Source organism: Pseudomonas monteilii (assembly GCA_001534745.1).
GTDB lineage: Bacteria > Pseudomonadota > Gammaproteobacteria > Pseudomonadales > Pseudomonadaceae > Aquipseudomonas > Aquipseudomonas alabamensis.
In genome coordinates this window covers 4,358,358-4,376,230 of record CP013997.1, presented here as the reverse complement: position 1 = coordinate 4,376,230, position 17,873 = coordinate 4,358,358, and the positions used below count along the sequence as shown (strand labels likewise).

At 65.9% G+C, this 17,873-nt stretch carries 12 protein-coding genes; 11 read left to right on the top strand and 1 reads right to left on the bottom strand.

The window, feature by feature from the left end; translation table 11 throughout:
* Positions 1 to 61: 61 nt before the first annotated feature.
* The gene (locus tag APT63_18700) at positions 62 to 2,512 is read right to left on the bottom strand and encodes a peptidase (protein AMA47494.1); all 2,451 of its coding nucleotides are present in this window, start codon (positions 2,510 to 2,512) and stop codon (positions 62 to 64) included.
* Positions 2,513 to 2,730: 218 nt separating this feature from the next.
* Between APT63_18700 and APT63_18695 the strand changes: the two genes are divergently transcribed.
* From APT63_18695 to APT63_18645, 11 genes are all read left to right on the top strand, one after another.
* On the top strand, positions 2,731 to 3,585 hold the full coding sequence (locus APT63_18695; protein AMA47493.1) for a hypothetical protein: 855 nt from the start codon (positions 2,731 to 2,733) through the stop codon (positions 3,583 to 3,585).
* The gene (locus APT63_18690; GenBank protein AMA47492.1) at positions 3,582 to 4,118 is read left to right on the top strand and encodes a hypothetical protein; all 537 of its coding nucleotides are present in this window, start codon (positions 3,582 to 3,584) and stop codon (positions 4,116 to 4,118) included. The genes APT63_18695 and APT63_18690 overlap by 4 nt, the downstream gene beginning before the upstream one ends.
* A complete protein-coding gene (locus APT63_18685) occupies positions 4,115 to 5,125 on the top strand; it encodes a hypothetical protein (GenBank protein ID AMA47491.1) in 1,011 nt (336 codons plus the stop codon). Before APT63_18690 ends, APT63_18685 begins: the two co-directional genes overlap by 4 nt.
* Entirely contained in the window at positions 5,049 to 6,299 is a 1,251-nt protein-coding gene (locus APT63_18680; protein ID AMA47490.1) for a pilus assembly protein PilQ, read from the top strand. The genes APT63_18685 and APT63_18680 overlap by 77 nt, the downstream gene beginning before the upstream one ends.
* Before the next feature lie 4 nt (positions 6,300 to 6,303).
* Entirely contained in the window at positions 6,304 to 6,822 is a 519-nt protein-coding gene (locus APT63_18675) for a shikimate kinase (protein AMA47489.1), read from the top strand.
* A gap of 90 nt (positions 6,823 to 6,912) precedes the next feature.
* Complete coding sequence (locus tag APT63_18670; protein ID AMA47488.1) at positions 6,913 to 8,028, top strand: 3-dehydroquinate synthase; 1,116 nt, start codon at positions 6,913 to 6,915, stop codon at positions 8,026 to 8,028.
* Positions 8,025 to 9,632: a cell division protein gene (locus APT63_18665; protein AMA47487.1), complete on the top strand. Its 1,608-nt coding sequence runs from the start codon at positions 8,025 to 8,027 to the stop codon at positions 9,630 to 9,632. Before APT63_18670 ends, APT63_18665 begins: the two co-directional genes overlap by 4 nt.
* 375 nt (positions 9,633 to 10,007) lie before the next feature.
* On the top strand, positions 10,008 to 14,453 hold the full coding sequence (gltB, locus tag APT63_18660; protein ID AMA47486.1) for a glutamate synthase large subunit: 4,446 nt from the start codon (positions 10,008 to 10,010) through the stop codon (positions 14,451 to 14,453).
* A gap of 120 nt (positions 14,454 to 14,573) precedes the next feature.
* On the top strand, positions 14,574 to 15,992 hold the full coding sequence (locus tag APT63_18655) for a glutamate synthase (protein AMA47485.1): 1,419 nt from the start codon (positions 14,574 to 14,576) through the stop codon (positions 15,990 to 15,992).
* A 209-nt stretch (positions 15,993 to 16,201) separates the two neighbouring features.
* Positions 16,202 to 17,266, top strand: coding sequence for a uroporphyrinogen decarboxylase (gene hemE / locus APT63_18650; protein AMA47484.1), 1,065 nt, complete (start codon positions 16,202 to 16,204; stop codon positions 17,264 to 17,266).
* A 110-nt stretch (positions 17,267 to 17,376) separates the two neighbouring features.
* Positions 17,377 to 17,724, top strand: a complete 348-nt coding sequence (locus tag APT63_18645; GenBank protein AMA47483.1) for a stress-induced protein YgiW — start codon at positions 17,377 to 17,379, stop codon at positions 17,722 to 17,724.
* Positions 17,725 to 17,873: the final 149 nt, after the last annotated feature.

Here is a 17,873-nt window from a genome sequence, read left to right as displayed (position 1 = left end):
GAAGCCGTTGTCGGCCTCGGGAGCGAAGACGATGGGACCCGAAGGTCCCTGAACGCCGCCGTTAGAACAGGTCCATCGGCGTCGCCTCGTCGGCGGGCAGCGGGCTGCCCGGTGCCACGCCATTGCCCAGCTCGCCGGACGACGGTGGCGAGTCCTCGGCCTTGAACAGCTCGAAGTAGGCGTTGGGCGTGTCCGGTCGGGCTGCGCGACCGCTGATCGGGTCGACGCGCAGGCTCAGGATGCCCTCCGGCTCGGCCGGCGGATGGCTTGGCTTGCCCTTGAGCGCCGCCCCCATGAAGTTCATCCAGATCGGCAGCGACACGGTGCCACCGTATTCGCGTCGACCCAGGGTCTCGGGCTGGTCGAAACCGCTCCAGACCGTCGTCATGTAGTCGGCGTTGTAGCCCGAGAACCAGGCATCCTTGGAGTCGTTGGTCGTTCCGGTCTTGCCGGCCAGGTCGTCACGGCCCAGGGCCAGGGCGCGACGCCCGGTGCCGCGCTTGATGACGTCCTGCAGCATGCTGGTCAGGATGTAGGTGGTGCGACCGTCGATGATGCGCTCGGCGATCTGGGGCAGTTGCGGGGTGGCGGCCAGCTGGGCATTGGCCGGTGCGGCTTCCCCTGGCAACTGGACGTTGAGCGGCTGCTCCGGCGCCGCGATGCCGGCCTGGTCCTGCTGTGCCTGCGGCACGCGCGCCGGGTTGGCGGTGAACAGCGTCTCGCCCGAGCGGCTTTCGATGCGCTCGATCAGGTAAGGGCTGATCTTGTAACCCCCGTTGGCGAAGGTGCTCCAGCCGGTGGCGATCTCCATGGGCGTCAACGTGGCGGTGCCCAGCGCCAGGGACAGGTTGCGCGGCAGGTCCTGCTTGTTGAAGCCGAACTGGGCGATGTAGTCGATAGTCTTGTCCACACCCATCGCCTGCAGCAGGCGGATGGACACCAGGTTGCGCGACTTGTACAGCGCTTCGCGCATGCGGATCGGGCCCAGGAACGTGTTGGTATCGTTCTTCGGACGCCAGACCTTGTCGACGGACGGGTCGACGAAGACGATCGGCGCATCGTTGACCAGGCTGGCCGCGGTGTAGCCGCTGTCGAGTGCCGCGCTGTAGATGAACGGCTTGAAGCTCGAACCGGGCTGACGCTTGGCCTGCATCGCACGGTTGTAGTTGCTCTGCTCGAAGGAGAAGCCACCGACCAGGGCGCGGATGGCGCCGTTGTTCGGGTCCAGGGTCACCAGAGCGCTCTGTGCCGCCGGGACCTGACTGAATTTCAGCGTGCCGTCGGCCAGCCGCTGCACACGGATCAGGTCGCCGGCCTGGGCGACGTCGGCCGGTGAGGTGGGCGCGCGTCCCAGGCTGTTGACGTTCAGGTGAGGGCGGGCCCACTTCAGGGTGTCCCAGGCCACCTGTTCCTCTTTGCCGCCCCGGGTCATCACCAACAGGCCGGTCTTGGTGACCTGCATCACGATGGCCGGCTCCAGGCCGCCCAGGTTGCGCTGCTTGCCCAGCACGCGTTGCCATTCGGCGAATGTCTTGCCTGGGTAACGCGCTTCCGGGCCGCGGTAGCCATGGCGCTCGTCGTAGGCGGACAGGCCGTCGAGCACGGCGCTGTTGGCGATTTCCTGCAGGTCGCTCGGCACCGTGGTGGTGACGCGGAAGCCTTCGGTGTAGGCCTCGCTGCCATAGCGGCCGACCATTTCCGCACGCGCCATCTCGGCGATCCAGGGTGCGTTCACCTCAGGCGTCGGCACGTGGTAGCTGGCGTTCAGTGGCTCGGCCAGGGCGGTCTGGTAGCTGGCCTGGTCGATCTTGCCCAGGCGGTACATGCGGCCCAGGATCCAGTCGCGTCGCTCCTTGGCACGCACCGGGTTGGCCAGCGGGTTGAAGCGCGAAGGCGCCTTGGGCAGGCCGGCGATCATGGCCATCTGCGCCAGGCTCACGTCACGGATCGACTTGCCGTAGTACACCTGCGCGGCGGCCTCGATCCCATAGGCACGGTTGCCCAGGTAGATCTTGTTGACGTACAGCTCGAGGATCTCGTCCTTGGTCAGCTCGCGCTCGATCTGCAGGGCCAGCAGGATCTCGGTGGTCTTGCGCGAGAAGCTGCGCTCGCTGCTCAGGAAGAAGTTCTTCGCCACCTGCATGGTGATCGTGCTGCCGCCGGTCTGGATGTGCCCGGACTTGACCAGCTGGGTGGCCGCGCGCATCAGGCTGCTGGGATCGACCCCATAGTGATTGAGGAAATTGTCGTCCTCGGCTGACAGAAGCGCCTGAATGAACTGAGGGGGGATTTCATCGAAACGGATCGGCGAGCGGCGCATTTCGCCGAATTCGGCGATCAGCTTGCCATCGCTGCTGAAGACCCTCAGCGGTATCTGCAACTGGATGCTTCGGAGCGCATCGACCGAAGGCAGGCTCGGGCTAAGGTAGAGAAACGCACCGCTTACACCGAGTACCAGCGCACAGATGACAGCGACGAAAGACCACCAGAAGAACTTCAGCAGGCGTATCAAGGCTTTTGGGTGTCCAGGTTGGGAAGTGGAGGGCGCGCGAGGGCCGGCGAACAGGAAAAATCGCTGGGCATTATAAGCATTTTTCACCTGGCGGGGTGACCGGCCGACGGGCTCGGACCCTACCCCGCAAGGTGCGATGCCTGAACCAGAACACGCACAAGGACGTCACGATGCTCGGATGCTTCAGCAGGGGGTGCAGTTCCGTCGTGGGGCTGGAAATGGAGGCCGAAAGCGTACGCATGGTACGCGCACGTCGGCGCCACGGACGTATTCATCTGCAGGGCTGGGCGCTCGAATCCTGCGCCGGAGCGGCCACCGCGACGCACCCAGCGCCCGTCACCGACCCGATGCTCATGGCGCTGCGGCGGGCTCGCCAGCGCGTCGGCGAGGGACGGCTGGTCGTGTCCTTGCCTGCCCATCAGGTGATCGTCAAATCGCGTCAGGTGCCGCACGCGCTGGATGAAGAGTCCATGGAGGCGTGGTTGCTGGCCGATGCAGACCGTTTCGTGCCTTTTCCACTGGACGAAGTGGCCCTGGACTTCTGTCTTGCCGACGCGCCGCGATCCGCTTCGGGTGACCTCGAGGTCTGGGTCGCGGCCTGCCGGCAGGCGCAGCTCGAGGAACTGACCGGCAGGCTGGGCAGCGCCGGACTCAGGGCTTCGGTCGTGGACGTCGATGCCGTGGCCTTGTGGCGACTGGCTGCCGGCCTGCCCGGGCAGTGCCCTGCGCTGATGCGGCTGCACCGGCGCTGGGCAACGCTGTATGCATGGCCTTCCGGGCAATCGCCGCAGTCCCATGCCTGGACGATGGACGAGCAGGACGGCTGGCTTCAGATGGCTCGGCAGTGGCTCGCGCCACGCCTGGGCTGGTCGGGGGTGGATGTCGTGGGCGTCATCGGCGCCGAGGAGGCGCATCGCGAGGCGATCGCCACGCAGCTGGCCCTCCCTTGTCACACCATCGATCCTTGGGCAGGCCTCGTTCTGGAAGGCCTCGCGTCGGCGCAGGTCGACAGTGCGGCCAGGTCCTGCCTGGCATTGGCCACTTGCCTTGCCATACGGGGGCTGGAGCGATGACAGGGTTCAACCTGCTGCCGTGGCGCGCGCAGCGACGCCGTGCCGTCGTGTACCAAGGCCTGACCACGCTGGCTGCCGTCTGCCTGCTGGCCGTGGCGATGCTGGCGGTCTGTGCGCACGACCAGCGTCAGCGCCTGCAGCAGCAGGAAAGCGTCAACGCCGCCTGGATGGCGCGCTTGCAGACCCTCGACAGGACTCGGCAGCAGGCCGCCGACGAAAGGGAAACCCTCGAAGACGTGATGCGCCGACGGGCCGAACTGTCCGCCCTGCGTAGGGGTGGCGGCGACCTGCCGGACATGCTCGGGTCGCTCGAGCGTGCGATTCCACCCGGTCTTCGGTTGACGGCGCTGACGTTCGAGCGGCAGCGCCTGCTGGTGTCCGGGCAGGCACCTTCGGGCCTGCTGATCGCTGAGCTGATGCGGGCGCTCCAGGCCCTGCCCCAGGCAGAGGCGGTGACCTTGCAGGACGTGCAGGCGCAGGGTGACGCCCAGGTCTTTCGCGTGTCGCTGGACGTGCGCGGGAGTCGCCCGTGAGCCTGTGGCGCCGACGTGTGCAGCAGCTGGCCACGCTGCCCTGGCCCCTCAGGCTGTTCGGCTGGGGCGGCATCCTGCTGTCGACGCTGGCCGCGGGCTATCCATGGAGCGTCGGCCCCAGCCTGGAGCGGCTTCAGGGCGCACGTCTGGAGGGTGAATCGCTCAAGGCGCGGCACGCCGCCGAACTCGCCGCCCTCGAGCCATTGCAGGCGCTGGGCGAGCAGGTCCGGCAGGCCAGACAGGCGCTGCAGGAGGCGCACTGGCAACTGGCGGCCGGTGACGGAACCAGCGAGTTGATCGCGCAGTTGGCCAGTCACGGACACCGGTACGGGCTGCGCTTCGAGCGCATCGACGTCAAGGACGAGCATGCCGGCGAGGGATACCGTGTGACCCCTGTGCACCTCGAGGTCGCTGGTGCCTACCCGATGCTGCGCCGCTGGCTCGACGAGTGGCTGGGTCAACTGCGGCTGCTGCGCCTGGAGCGGCTCGACATGCGACCGCTCGACTCGGCCGCGTCGGCCCTGCGCTGGCAGATGGTGGTGCACGCCTACCAGAGCGAAATGACGGAGTTGCCCGTGCCTGCGGCGTTGGCGCACCAGCCTGTCCATGCCGATGAACCCTGGACAGGCAGCGACCCCTTTCAGGCCGTCGATCCACGCAGCGCACGGGGGCTGGCTCACCTGCCGCTCGAGCATCTGGAGATGGTCGGCGTGCTGGCGCGCCGTGGCCAGTACGAGGCGATTCTCGACGCGAACGGGCACCTGCACCGGATTGCCGTGGGTGCTCCCCTGGGGGGCGAAGGCGGGCGCGTGCTGAGCATCGATGCGCAGCGCCTGGTGGTGGGCGAGCCTGCCGGGGAAGGGCGGGAGGGCGAGTTCGAACGCCGGCGCGAGCTGCGGATGCGCGATGGCAAAACCAAGGATGAAGCGAATGAACGGACGCAGATGGGCGATGGGCGCGGCGCTGATGGGGGCCATGACGGTCAGTCTGGCCGCAGGACGGGATGAGCCATTGTCCCTGCATTTTCAGGACGTGGACGTCCGCGCGGCCCTGCAGGTGCTGGCGGACCACGCCGGCATCAACCTGGTGGCCAGCGACGCGGTCCAGGGCCATGTCACCCTGCGCCTGCAGGACGTGCCCTGGGAGCAGGCGCTGGACCTGATACTGAGCAGCAAGGGGCTGGGACGTCGGCTGCAGGGCAACGTGTTGCTGGTCGCGCCGTTGGCGGAGCTGGCCGAGCGACGGGTCGACGTCGAGCTGGAGCAGGCGCCTCTGGAGCGGGCGCTGTTGCCCATCCATCACGCCAAGGCCAGCGAGCTGGCCAGTCTGTTGATGGCCGCCTTCGAAGAGGAAGGGCTTCTGGCAGGCCGGGGCGGGGTAGGCGTGGACGAGCGCACCAACACGCTGGTGGTGACCCAGCCTGCCGGGCGTCTGGCGCAGATCCGGGCCCTGGTGGCCCAGCTCGACGTGCCCATGCGCCAGGTGATGATCGAGGCCCGCATCGTCGAGGCGGATGTGGACTTTCAGCGTGCGCTGGGGGTGCGCTGGGGTGGGCCGCTGTATGGCGATAAGGTCAGGCTGGGCAGCGAGCTGTTCGTCGACCTGGGGGTCGAACAGGCGACTGCCGGGCTCGGGCTGGGTCTGCTGCGGGGCGATGTGCTGCTCGACCTCGAGCTGAGCGCCATGGAGAAGAACGGCCATGGCGAGATCGTCTCGCAGCCCAAGGTCTTCACGGCCGACAAGGAGACCGCGCGCATTCTCAAAGGGGCCGAGATTCCCTATCAGGAGACCAGCGGCAGCGGCGCCACGTCGGTGTCGTTTCGCGAAGCCTCGCTGTCGCTCGAGGTCACGCCGCAGATCACCCCCGATGACCGGGTCGTCATGGCCGTGCGCGTGACCAAGGATGAGCCCGACTACATCAACGCCCGCAACGAGGTGCCGCCGATCCGCAAGAACGAGGTCAACGCCAAGGTGCGCGTCGGCGATGGCGAGACCGTGGTGATCGGTGGCGTGTACTCCACGGTGCGAAACAATGTCGTCGACAAGGTGCCATTTCTGGGCGATCTGCCGTATGTTGGACGGCTGTTCCGACGTGAAGCGGTCCAAGAAAAAAAATCCGAGCTGCTGGTCTTCCTGACTCCGCGTATCATGGATGACCGGGCGATTGTCGTGAGTCGTTGATTCTGTGCAAAATTTGATACTTGTAGGCCCCATGGGTGCAGGCAAAAGCACCATCGGGCGGCTGCTGGCCAAAGAGCTGCGCCTGTCGTTCAAGGACTCCGACAAGGAGATCGAGCAGCGCACCGGCGCCAACATCCCGTGGATCTTCGACAAGGAAGGCGAACCTGGCTTCCGTGACCGTGAAGAGGCGATGATCGCCGAGCTGTGCGCCCTCCACGGCCAGGTCGTGGCCACCGGCGGTGGCGTGGTGATGCGCGAGGCCAATCGGCGCGCGCTGCACCAAGGGGGGCGCGTGATCTACCTGCATGCCTCGGTGGAGCAGCAGGTGGGCCGCACCGCGCGGGATCGCAATCGCCCGCTGTTGCGCACGGCCAACCCCGAAGCCACGCTGCGCAACCTCCTGGAAATCCGCGATCCGCTCTACCGGGAGATCGCCGACCTCATCGTGGAAACCGACGAGCGGCCGCCGCGCATGGTGATGCTCGACATTCTCGAGCGCTTGCAGAAGTTGCCGCCCCGATAAGCCGGTACTATCCTCGGGCCGGTAAACAGACCAGACGTCAGTGCGCGGGTCGTGCGAACGATGCCGCGCCCAGTTCAATCGTGGGGATACATGCAGACACTAAAGGTCGACCTGGGCGAGCGTAGCTACCCGATCTACATTGGCGAAGGCCTGCTGGACCAGGCGGCGCTGCTGGCGCCACACATCGCCGGACGGCAGGTGGCGATCGTCTCCAACCAGACTGTAGCGCCCTTGTACCTCGAGCGCCTGACCCGAACCCTGGGCGCCTACTCGGTGCTGCCGGTGGTCCTGCCCGATGGCGAAGCCTTCAAGAACTGGGAAACCCTGCAACTGATCTTCGATGCCCTGCTCGGGGCGCGGCACGACCGCCGCACTACCGTGGTGGCCCTGGGGGGCGGCGTCATCGGCGACATGGCCGGTTTCGCGGCCGCGTGCTACCAGCGCGGCGTCGATTTCATCCAGGTGCCGACCACCCTGCTGTCGCAGGTCGACTCCTCGGTCGGTGGCAAGACCGGCATCAATCACCCACTGGGCAAGAACATGGTCGGTGCGTTCTACCAGCCCCAGGCGGTGCTGATCGACACCACTAGCCTGTCGACCTTGCCTGCGCGCGAGCTTTCGGCGGGCCTGGCCGAGGTCATCAAGTACGGGTTGATCTGCGACGAACCGTTCCTCGGCTGGCTCGAAACGCACATGACGGCCCTGCGCCAGCTCGACGCCCAGGCACTGACCGAAGCGATCCGTCGCTCCTGCGCGGCGAAGGCGGCGGTGGTCGGCGCCGACGAGCGCGAGTCCGGGGTGCGCGCCACCCTGAACCTGGGGCATACCTTCGGCCATGCCATCGAGACCCACATGGGCTATGGCGTCTGGTTGCACGGCGAAGCCGTGGCTGCCGGGACCGTCATGGCGCTGGAAATGTCCATGCGCCTGGGCTGGATCGACCGCCAGGCACGTGATCGCGGCATCCGCCTGATGCAGGCGGCAGGGCTGCCCGTGGTGCCACCTGCGCAGATGACGCCTGCCCAGTTCATGGAGCACATGGCCGTCGACAAGAAGGTCCTCGACGGCCGCCTGCGCCTGGTGCTGCTGCGTCAGCTCGGCCAGGCCGTGGTGACCGACGATTATCCGACAGAGATTCTTCAAGCCACGCTGGCGGCGGACTACCGCGTGATCGTGGCTCAGGTTGAGGGTGTGACCGCGCAATGACCAGTCTGCATGCCGATGAGGCCTTTCTCGAACACTATCAATTGAGCCATGACCCGTTCGCCGCGCGCGTGCCGGGCTTCAAGTTCTTCCCGGCACAGCGCAAGCCGGTGCTCGGCCAGCTTCATCACCTGGCGCGCTACAGCCAGTTGCTGCTGGTGGTCACCGGACCGGTCGGCAGTGGCAAGACCCTGCTGCGCCAGGCGCTGGTGGCCAGCACCAACAAGCAGGCGGTGCAGAGCATCGTGGTCTCGGCGCGTGGCGCCGGCGATGCGGCCAGCGTCCTGGGGCAGGTGGCGCAGTCCCTGGGCATCGCCCAGCCAGAGGTACAGAGCATCCTCGCCCAGGTCGTGCAACTGGCCCTGACCGGCCAGGAAGTCTATCTGCTGGTGGACGACGCGGAACAACTCGACGAGTCGGCACTCCAAGCGTTGCTGGAATTGACGGCAGGCACGCCCGAGGCGCGCCCGCACGTGTTCCTGTTCGGCGAGCCGTCGCTGATCGCAGGGCTGGACGAGCTCAGCGAGGGCCAGGAGCGGTTCCACGTCATCGAGCTCGAGCCCTACAGCGAGGACGAGACCCGCGAATACCTCGAGCAGCGCCTGGAAGGCGCCGGCCGTGGCATCGACGTGTTCACGCGCGAGCAGATCGTCGATATCCATGAGCATTCCGATGGCTGGCCTGGCACCATCAACCAGGTCGCCCGGGATACATTGATCGAAGCCATGATCGCCAGCCGGAGTTCGGCCAAGCGACCAGCCATGGGGTTCCCTATGCCTAAGAAGCACGTACTGGCACTGTCCGCCGTCGTCGTGGTGGCCGTCGCAGCCGCCGTCCTGATGCCCAAGAAAAGCGACACGCCTGCCCAGGCACCCGCCGAGCAGGCGCAACTGCCGCTCGGCCAGGGTCAGCCGAACACCGTCCAGTCCAACAACGGCAAGCCGGCCATCGAGTTCTCCGGGTCGTCGCAATCCCTGCCGATGAACGGGCAATCGCCGGTCGTGCGCGAGCCGCTGGCCGAAGCCGCCGGCATGGGTGAAGGCGAAGAAGGCACTGCCGCAGGCGCTACCGCGCCGCAGCCTTCCACGCCGCCGACCGTGACCACCACCGCTCCGCCCCAGGGCATGGCAGCAGGTCCTGCGCCTACCCCGGTGCAGCCACAGAGCACCGCACCTGCCCAGCAGGCCGCCGTGGCGCCGGCGCCCAAGCCTGCACCCCAGGCACCGGCCAAGCCCGCTGCGCCCGCTGCCAAGCCTGCTGCGCCGGCCACTCAGGTCGCGACCGCCAAGCCTGCTGAAAAGCCCGCCAGCGGCGGTGCCGGCAGCAGCTGGTACGCCGGGCAGAAGTCGGGCAACTACGTGCTGCAGATTCTGGGCACCAGTTCCGAGGCCTCGGCCCAGGCGTTCGTCAAGGCGCAGGGTGGCGAGTACCGCTACTTCAAGAAAACCCTGCAGGGCAAGCCGCTGTACGTGGTGACCTACGGCAGCTTCGCCAACCGTGATGCCGCGGTCGCTGCCATCAAATCCTTGCCAGCCAAGGTCCAGGCTGGTAAACCTTGGCCACGTACCGTCGCCAGCGTCCAACAAGAGCTGTCGACCTCCCGCTGATACCTTCCGGGCGGCGCCACCCCAGCCGTCCCATCGTTGAGCGATCCCGGACCCGAATGCGCCTGCCGTGCCCCGCACGGCAGGCGTGTCCGTCCCAGGCTGTTGGCCACGAGCCCCGCATGCAGCCCCGTGTTATCCACCGCGATCTTGCTTTCATACGCGGTAACACATAAAAATCGCGACAAGCATTCAAAAATGCGACATAAAGCGTAAGTGGATCGTCACTATCGTTTGTGAGCGCGATCGCCGCTGTGCCACAATGCCCATCCATTACCCCCGCACAAAAAGCTGGCAAATGATCAGCGCGGATGGTAAGTGTTTGTTTAAAAAAGAGATTTGCCTTGGTTGAGAGGCGAACCTGGTGAGAATGTGTCTATGAAAACAGGTCTGTATCGTCCCGAAGAATTCAAGGATAACTGTGGCTTCGGCCTGATTGCCCACATGACGGGCACGCCGAGTCACCACCTGCTGCAAACCGCCATGCAAGCCCTGACGTGCATGACCCACCGTGGCGGGATCAACGCCGACGGCAAGACCGGTGACGGCTGTGGCCTGCTGATGCAGAAGCCCGACGCCTTCCTGCGTGCCGTGGCGACCGAACAGTTCGGCGTCGAGCTGCCCGCGCAGTACGCCGTGGGCATGGTGTTCTTCAATCAGGACCCGGCCAAGGCCGAAGCGGCCCGCGCCAACATGGACCGTGAAATCCTGGCGGCCGGCCTGCAGCTGGTCGGCTGGCGCAAGGTGCCGATCGACACCAGCGTGCTGGGCCAGCTGGCGCTCGAGCGCCTGCCGCAGATCGAGCAGGTGTTCATCGGCGGGGAAGGGCTGAGCGACCAGGACTTCGCCATCAAGCTGTTCAGCGCCCGTCGTCGTTCCTCGGTGGCCAACGCCGCCGATGCCGATCACTACATCTGCAGCTTTTCGCACAAGACCATCATCTACAAAGGGCTGATGATGCCGGCGGACCTCGCCGCCTTCTTCCCGGACCTGGGTGACGAGCGTCTGCAGACCGCCATCTGCGTGTTCCACCAGCGCTTCTCCACCAATACCTTGCCCAAGTGGCCACTGGCACAGCCGTTCCGGTTCCTCGCCCACAACGGCGAGATCAACACCATCACCGGCAACCGCAACTGGGCCATGGCCCGGCGTACCAAGTTCGCCAACGACCTGATCCCGGACCTCGAGGAACTCGGTCCACTGGTCAACCGCGTGGGCTCCGACTCTTCCAGCATGGACAACATGCTCGAGCTGATGGTGACCGGCGGCATCGACCTGTTCCGTGGCGTGCGCATGATCATTCCGCCGGCCTGGCAGAACGTCGAGACCATGGACGCCGACCTGCGCGCGTTCTACGAATACAACTCCATGCACATGGAGCCGTGGGACGGCCCGGCCGGTGTGGTAATGACCGAAGGCCGTCACGCGGTGTGCCTGCTCGACCGCAACGGCCTGCGTCCGGCGCGCTGGGTGACCACCACCAATGGCTACATCACCCTGGCGTCCGAGATCGGCGTGTGGGACTACAAGCCCGAAGACGTGATCGCCAAGGGGCGCGTCGGCCCTGGTCAGATCTTCGCCGTCGATACCGAGACCGGACAGATCCTCGACACCGATGCGATCGACAACCGCCTCAAGTCGCGCCACCCGTACAAGCGCTGGTTGCGCCAGCATGCCCTGCGCATCCAGGCCAACCTGAGCGATGACCCCGGCGTGGCCAGCTACGACGTCGATCAGCTCAAGCAGTACATGAAGATGTTCCAGGTCACCTTCGAAGAACGCGATCAGGTACTGCGCCCGCTGGGCGAGCAGGGCCAGGAAGCGGTCGGCTCGATGGGCGACGACACACCCATGGCGATCCTGTCGCGGCGCGTACGGTCGCCGTTCGACTATTTCCGTCAGCAGTTCGCCCAGGTCACCAACCCGCCGATCGATCCGCTGCGCGAAGCGATCGTCATGTCGCTGGAAATCTGCCTGGGCGCCGAGCGCAACATCTTCCAGGAGTCCCCCGAGCATGCCTCGCGGGTGATCCTCAGCTCGCCGGTGGTGTCCCCGGCCAAGTGGCGCTCGCTGATGGCGCTGGAGCGCGACGGGTTCGAGCGTGAGCTGATCGACCTCAACTACGAAGAACACATCGGCCTCGAAGCGGCCATCCGCAACATCGCCGACCAGGCCGAAGAAGCGGTCCGTGGCGGCAAGACCCAGCTGGTGCTCAGCGACCGTGCCATCGCACCGGGCAAGTTGCCGGTGCATGCTTCGCTGGCCGTCGGCGCGGTGCACCATCGTCTGACCGAGCAGGGCCTGCGCTGCGACAGCAACATCCTGGTGGAAACCGCCACGGCGCGCGATCCGCACCACTTCGCCGTGCTGATCGGCTTCGGCGCCTCGGCGGTCTACCCCTACCTGGCCTACGAAGTGCTGGCCGACCTGATCCGTACCGGCGAAGTGCTGGGCGACCTGGACGAGGTGTTCAAGTACTACCGCAAGGGCATCTCCAAGGGCCTGCTCAAGATCCTCTCGAAGATGGGCATCTCCACCATCGCCTCCTACCGCGGCGCCCAGCTGTTCGAAGCGATCGGCCTGTCGGACGAGGTGGTCGGCCTGAGCTTCAAGGGTGTGCCGAGCCGTATCAAGGGCGCGCGCTTCGTCGACCTCGAAGGTGACCAGAAGCTGCTGGCGATCGAAGCCTGGAGCGCGCGCAAGCCGATCCAGCAAGGCGGGCTGCTGAAGTTCGTCCACGGCGGCGAATACCACGCCTACAACCCGGACGTGGTCAACACCTTGCAGGCCGCCGTGCAGCAGGGCGACTACGTCAAGTTCAAGGAATACACCGCGCTGGTCGATCAGCGCCCGGTGTCGATGATCCGTGACCTGCTCAAGGTCAAGGTCGCCGAGCAGCCGATCACCCTGGAGCAGGTCGAGCCGCTGACCGAGATCCTCAAGCGCTTCGACTCCGCCGGTATCTCCCTCGGTGCGTTGTCGCCCGAGGCGCACGAAGCCCTGGCCGAGGCGATGAACCGCCTGGGCGCACGCTCCAACTCCGGCGAAGGCGGCGAAGACCCGGCGCGCTACGGCACCCTGCGCAGTTCCAAGATCAAGCAGGTGGCCACGGGCCGTTTCGGCGTCACCCCCGAATACCTGGTCAACGCCGAAGTGCTGCAGATCAAGGTGGCCCAAGGCGCCAAGCCCGGTGAGGGCGGTCAGCTGCCGGGCGGCAAGGTCAATGGCCTGATCGCCAAGCTGCGCTACGCGGTCCCGGGTGTGACGCTGATCTCGCCACCTCCGCACCACGACATCTACTCGATCGAAGACCTGGCCCAGCTGATCTTCGACCTCAAGCAGGTCAATCCGCAGGCGCTGGTGTCGGTCAAGCTGGTCGCCGAGGCCGGCGTCGGCACCATCGCCGCAGGTGTGGCCAAGGCCTACGCCGACCTCATCACCATCTCCGGCTACGACGGTGGTACCGGCGCCTCGCCGCTGACCTCGATCAAGTACGCCGGTGCGCCATGGGAACTGGGCCTGGCCGAAACGCACCAGACCCTGCGTGGCAACGACCTGCGCGGCAAGGTGCGAGTGCAGACCGACGGCGGCCTGAAGACCGGCCTGGACGTGATCAAGGCGGCCATTCTCGGCGCCGAGAGCTTCGGCTTCGGCACCGCGCCGATGATCGCCCTGGGCTGCAAGTACCTGCGCATCTGCCACCTGAACAACTGCGCCACGGGCGTGGCCACGCAGAACGACAAGCTGCGCAAGGACCACTACATCGGCACCGTCGACATGGTGGTGAACTTCTTCACCTTCGTCGCCGAGGAAACCCGCGAGTGGCTGGCGCGCCTGGGCGTGCGCAGCCTGGGTGAGCTGATCGGTCGTACCGACCTGCTGGACGTGCTGCCGGGCGACACCGAGCGCCAGCAGCACCTGGACCTCAGCCCGCTGCTGGGCAGCAGCCATGTGCCGGCCGACAAGCCGCAGTTCTGCCAGGTCGAGAAGAACCCGCCGTTCGACAAGGGCGAGCTGGCCGAGAAGATGGTCGCCCTGGCCCTGCCGGCCGTGCGCGACAAGGCCGGTGGCAGCTTCGACCTGAACATCTGCAACTGCGACCGCTCCATCGGTGCGCGGGTGTCCGGCGAGATCGCCCGCCTGCATGGCAACCAGGGCATGGCCGCCGCGCCGCTCACCTTCCGCTTCAAGGGCACGGCCGGGCAGAGCTTCGGCGTCTGGAACGCCGGTGGCCTGCACCTGCACCTGGAAGGCGATGCCAATGACTACGTCGGCAAGGGCATGACCGGTGGCAAGCTGACCATCGTGCCACCGGCCGGCAGCCCGTTCGAGACGCAGCACAGCGCCATCATCGGCAATACCTGCCTGTATGGCGCCACCGGTGGCCGGCTGTTCGCCGCCGGCACGGCGGGCGAGCGTTTCGGCGTGCGCAACTCCGGTGCCCACGCGGTGGTGGAAGGCACGGGCGATCACTGCTGTGAATACATGACCGGTGGCTTCGTCTGCGTCCTGGGCAAGACCGGTTACAACTTCGGCTCTGGCATGACCGGCGGTTTCGCCTACGTGCTCGACCAGGACAACACCTTCGTCGACAAGCTCAACCACGAGCTGGTGGAAATCCAGCGCATCAGTGGCGAGGCGATGGAGGCCTACCGCACGCACCTGGCGCGCGTCCTGGCCGAATACGTGCAGGAAACCGGCAGCGAGTGGGGGCGTGAGCTCTCGGAGAACCTGGAGGACTACGTGCGGCGCTTCTGGCTGGTCAAGCCCAAGGCGGCCAACCTCAAGCACCTGCTCTCCAGCACCCGCGCCAACCCGCAATAACACCGCTGCAAGTAGTGAGTGCCAGGCTGCACGCGATGGCAGCCCAGCACTCACCGGCTTACGTGATCGACTTGCGGCTTGAAGCGTGAAGCTCGCCGCTGCTGTCAAGAGGTTTTGAAAATGGCTGAACGTCTGAGCAATGACTTCCAGTTCATCGAAGTAGGGCGCAAGGATCCCAAGAAAAAGCTGCTGCGCCAGCGCAAGAAGGAGTTCGTCGAGATCTACGAACCCTTCAAGCCGCAGCAGACCACCGAACAGGCGCACCGCTGCCTGGGGTGTGGCAACCCGTACTGTGAATGGAAGTGCCCGGTGCACAACTTCATTCCCAACTGGCTCAAGCTGGTGTCCGAAGGCAACATCCTGGCGGCGGCCGAGCTGTCGCACCAGACCAACACCCTGCCGGAAGTCTGTGGCCGGGTCTGCCCGCAGGACCGCCTCTGCGAGGGTGCCTGCACCCTGAACGACGGTTTCGGCGCGGTCACCATCGGTTCGGTGGAGAAGTACATCACCGACACCGCATTCGCCATGGGCTGGCGCCCGGACATGTCCAAGGTCAAGCCGACCGGCAAGCGTGTCGCCATCATCGGTGCCGGCCCTGCGGGGCTGGGGTGTGCCGACGTGCTGGTGCGTGCAGGTGTGACGCCGGTGGTGTTCGACCGCAACCCGGAGATCGGTGGTCTGCTGACCTTCGGCATCCCTGAGTTCAAGCTCGAGAAGACCGTGCTGAGCAATCGCCGCGAAGTCTTCACCGGCATGGGCATCGAGTTCCGCCTGAACACCGAGATCGGCAGGGACGTCACCCTGGAGCAGTTGCTCGCCGAGTACGATGCGGTGTTCATGGGCATGGGCACCTACACCTACATGAAAGGTGGCTTCCCGGGCGAAGACCTGCCGGGCGTGCACGATGCGCTGGACTTCCTGGTCGCCAACGTCAACCGCAACCTGGGCTTCGAGAAGGCGCCGGAAGACTTCGTCGACATGCAGGGCAAGACCGTGGTGGTCCTGGGGGGTGGCGATACGGCGATGGACTGCAACCGCACCTCGATCCGCCAGGGCGCCAAGTCCGTCACCTGTGCCTACCGCCGTGACGAGGCGAACATGCCGGGTTCGCGCAAGGAAGTGAAGAACGCCAAGGAAGAGGGCGTGAAGTTCCTCTACAACCGCCAGCCGATCGCCATCGTCGGCGAGGACCGGGTCGAAGGCGTGAAAGTGGTCGAGACCCGTCTCGGCGAGCCCGACGCCCGGGGTCGCCGCAGTCCCGAGCCGATTCCGGGGTCCGAACAGATCCTGCCGGCCGATGCCGTGGTCATCGCCTTCGGTTTCCGGCCCAGCCCGGCCGCCTGGTTCGAACAGTTCGACATCCGGACCGACAGCCAGGGCCGTGTCGTCGCGCCCGAGCAGGGCCGCTTCAAGCACCAGACCAGCCACCCGAAGATCTTCGCCGGGGGTGACATGGTGCGCGGCTCCGACCTGGTGGTGACCGCGATCTTCGAAGGCCGCACGGCGGCCGAGGGGATCCTGGACTACCTGGAGGTCTGAGAGGCAAGCAGCAAGTGGCAAGCTGCGAGCTGAACGTGTGGGGGCAGCCATGAATGCGCCCCCACCCACCGCGATCTCCGCATGTAGCTTGTAGCTTGTGGCTCGCAACCACCCCTCCAATTCGTTGAACCAACCGTCTTCACGGCGTTCGCCGTGCCTTTTTGTCGTGTGTCTGAGAAAATGCCTCCACTCTTTTCCCGGATGCCGACATGACTGCCCTGAAGAACGACCGTTTCCTGCGCGCGCTGCTCAAGCAACCCGTGGACGTGACCCCTGTCTGGATGATGCGCCAGGCCGGCCGCTACCTGCCGGAGTACCGCGCCAGTCGCGCCAAGGCCGGTGACTTCATGAGCCTGTGCAAGAACCCGCAGTTCGCCTGCGAGGTGACCCTGCAGCCGTTGGACCGCTACCCGCTGGATGCGGCGATCCTGTTCTCCGACATCCTCACCATTCCCGATGCCATGGGGCAGGGCCTGTACTTCGAAACCGGCGAAGGGCCGCGCTTTCGCAAGGTCATCAACACCCGTGCCGACATCGAGGCCCTGCCGGTGCCGGATGCCCACAAGGATCTGGGCTACGTCATGGACGCGGTCAGCACCATTCGCCAGGCGCTCAACGGTCGCGTACCGCTGATCGGCTTCTCCGGCAGCCCCTGGACGCTGGCGACCTACATGGTCGAAGGCGGCTCATCGAAAGACTTCCGCAAGACCAAGGCGATGCTGTACGACGATCCACAGGCCATGCACCTGCTGCTGGACAAGCTGGCCCAGTCGGTCACCCAGTACCTCAACGGGCAGATCGAGGCCGGCGCTCAGGCGGTGCAGATCTTCGATACCTGGGGTGGCAACCTGTCGTCGGCGGCCTACCAGGAGTTCTCTCTGGCCTACATGCGCAAGATCGTCAGCGGCCTGATCCGCGAGCGTGAAGGCCGCAAGGTGCCCGTGATCCTGTTCACCAAGAACGGCGGCCTGTGGCTCGAGAGCATTGCCGACGCCGGGGCCGATGCACTGGGTCTGGACTGGACCTGCGACATCGGCGAAGCCCGTCGCCGGGTGGGCGAACGGGTCGCTCTGCAAGGCAACATGGACCCGACCGTGCTGTACGCCAAACCCGAGGCCATTCGCCAGGAAGTGGGCCGTATCCTGGCCAGTTACGGTCGCGGCACGGGCCATGTCTTCAACCTCGGGCATGGCATCACGCCGGAAGTCGATCCGGCACACGCCGGAGCGTTCATCGAAGCGGTGCACGAACTGTCCGCGCCTTACCACGCCTGAGTCGGTCTCGCATGCGCTGTCGGTGTAGCACCCGCGGCAGAGCGGATTAAGCTTGGTTTCAGCCTGTCTGGGTAAGCTGGCCCCATTCCCACCCAGACAGGATTCGAACCATGAAAGCACGTTACCTCACCCTGCTGCTCGCCCCGCTCTTCAGCACCGCCGTCCTGGCTGCAGGCTACACCGGCCCGGGCGCTCAGCCTGTCACCAGCGTGGCCGCCGCCAAAGAGGCCGCCGACGATACCCCCGTCGTGCTGCAAGGCTTCGTGACCAAGAAGATCAACAACGACGACAAGTACGAGTTCAAGGACAACACCGGCACCATCACCGTCGAGATCGACGATGAAGACCTGCCAGCGACCCCGTTCAACGACAAGACCAAGGTCAAGCTGACCGGCGAGGTAGAGAAGCACCTGGTCAATCGTGAAGTGGATGTGGATACGGTCGAACTCGTCAACTGAACAGGCGTGGTGCGGCAAGGAGGATGACGCCATCGTGCCTTGCCCCGCCGGCCTCAAAACCTGCGAAGACCTGCTTCGAACGCGGTGGCTTCATCGCGGGCAAGCCCGCTCCCACAAACTGCTTGCGCAGCCATGCCTAGGCCGACGGC

Excerpts from the sequence above, each read along its gene's own strand:
- APT63_18695 (AMA47493.1), top strand. The coding sequence starts at position 2,731 with ATGGAGGCCGAAAGCGTACGCATGGTACGCGCACGTCGGCGCCACGGA.
- APT63_18690 (AMA47492.1), top strand. The coding sequence starts at position 3,582 with ATGACAGGGTTCAACCTGCTGCCGTGGCGCGCGCAGCGACGCCGTGCC.
- APT63_18680 (AMA47490.1), top strand. The coding sequence starts at position 5,049 with ATGAACGGACGCAGATGGGCGATGGGCGCGGCGCTGATGGGGGCCATG.
- APT63_18670 (AMA47488.1), top strand. The coding sequence starts at position 6,913 with ATGCAGACACTAAAGGTCGACCTGGGCGAGCGTAGCTACCCGATCTAC.
- APT63_18665 (AMA47487.1), top strand. The coding sequence starts at position 8,025 with ATGACCAGTCTGCATGCCGATGAGGCCTTTCTCGAACACTATCAATTG.
- gltB (AMA47486.1), top strand. The coding sequence starts at position 10,008 with ATGAAAACAGGTCTGTATCGTCCCGAAGAATTCAAGGATAACTGTGGC.
- APT63_18655 (AMA47485.1), top strand. The coding sequence starts at position 14,574 with ATGGCTGAACGTCTGAGCAATGACTTCCAGTTCATCGAAGTAGGGCGC.
- hemE (AMA47484.1), top strand. The coding sequence starts at position 16,202 with ATGACTGCCCTGAAGAACGACCGTTTCCTGCGCGCGCTGCTCAAGCAA.
- APT63_18645 (AMA47483.1), top strand. The coding sequence starts at position 17,377 with ATGAAAGCACGTTACCTCACCCTGCTGCTCGCCCCGCTCTTCAGCACC.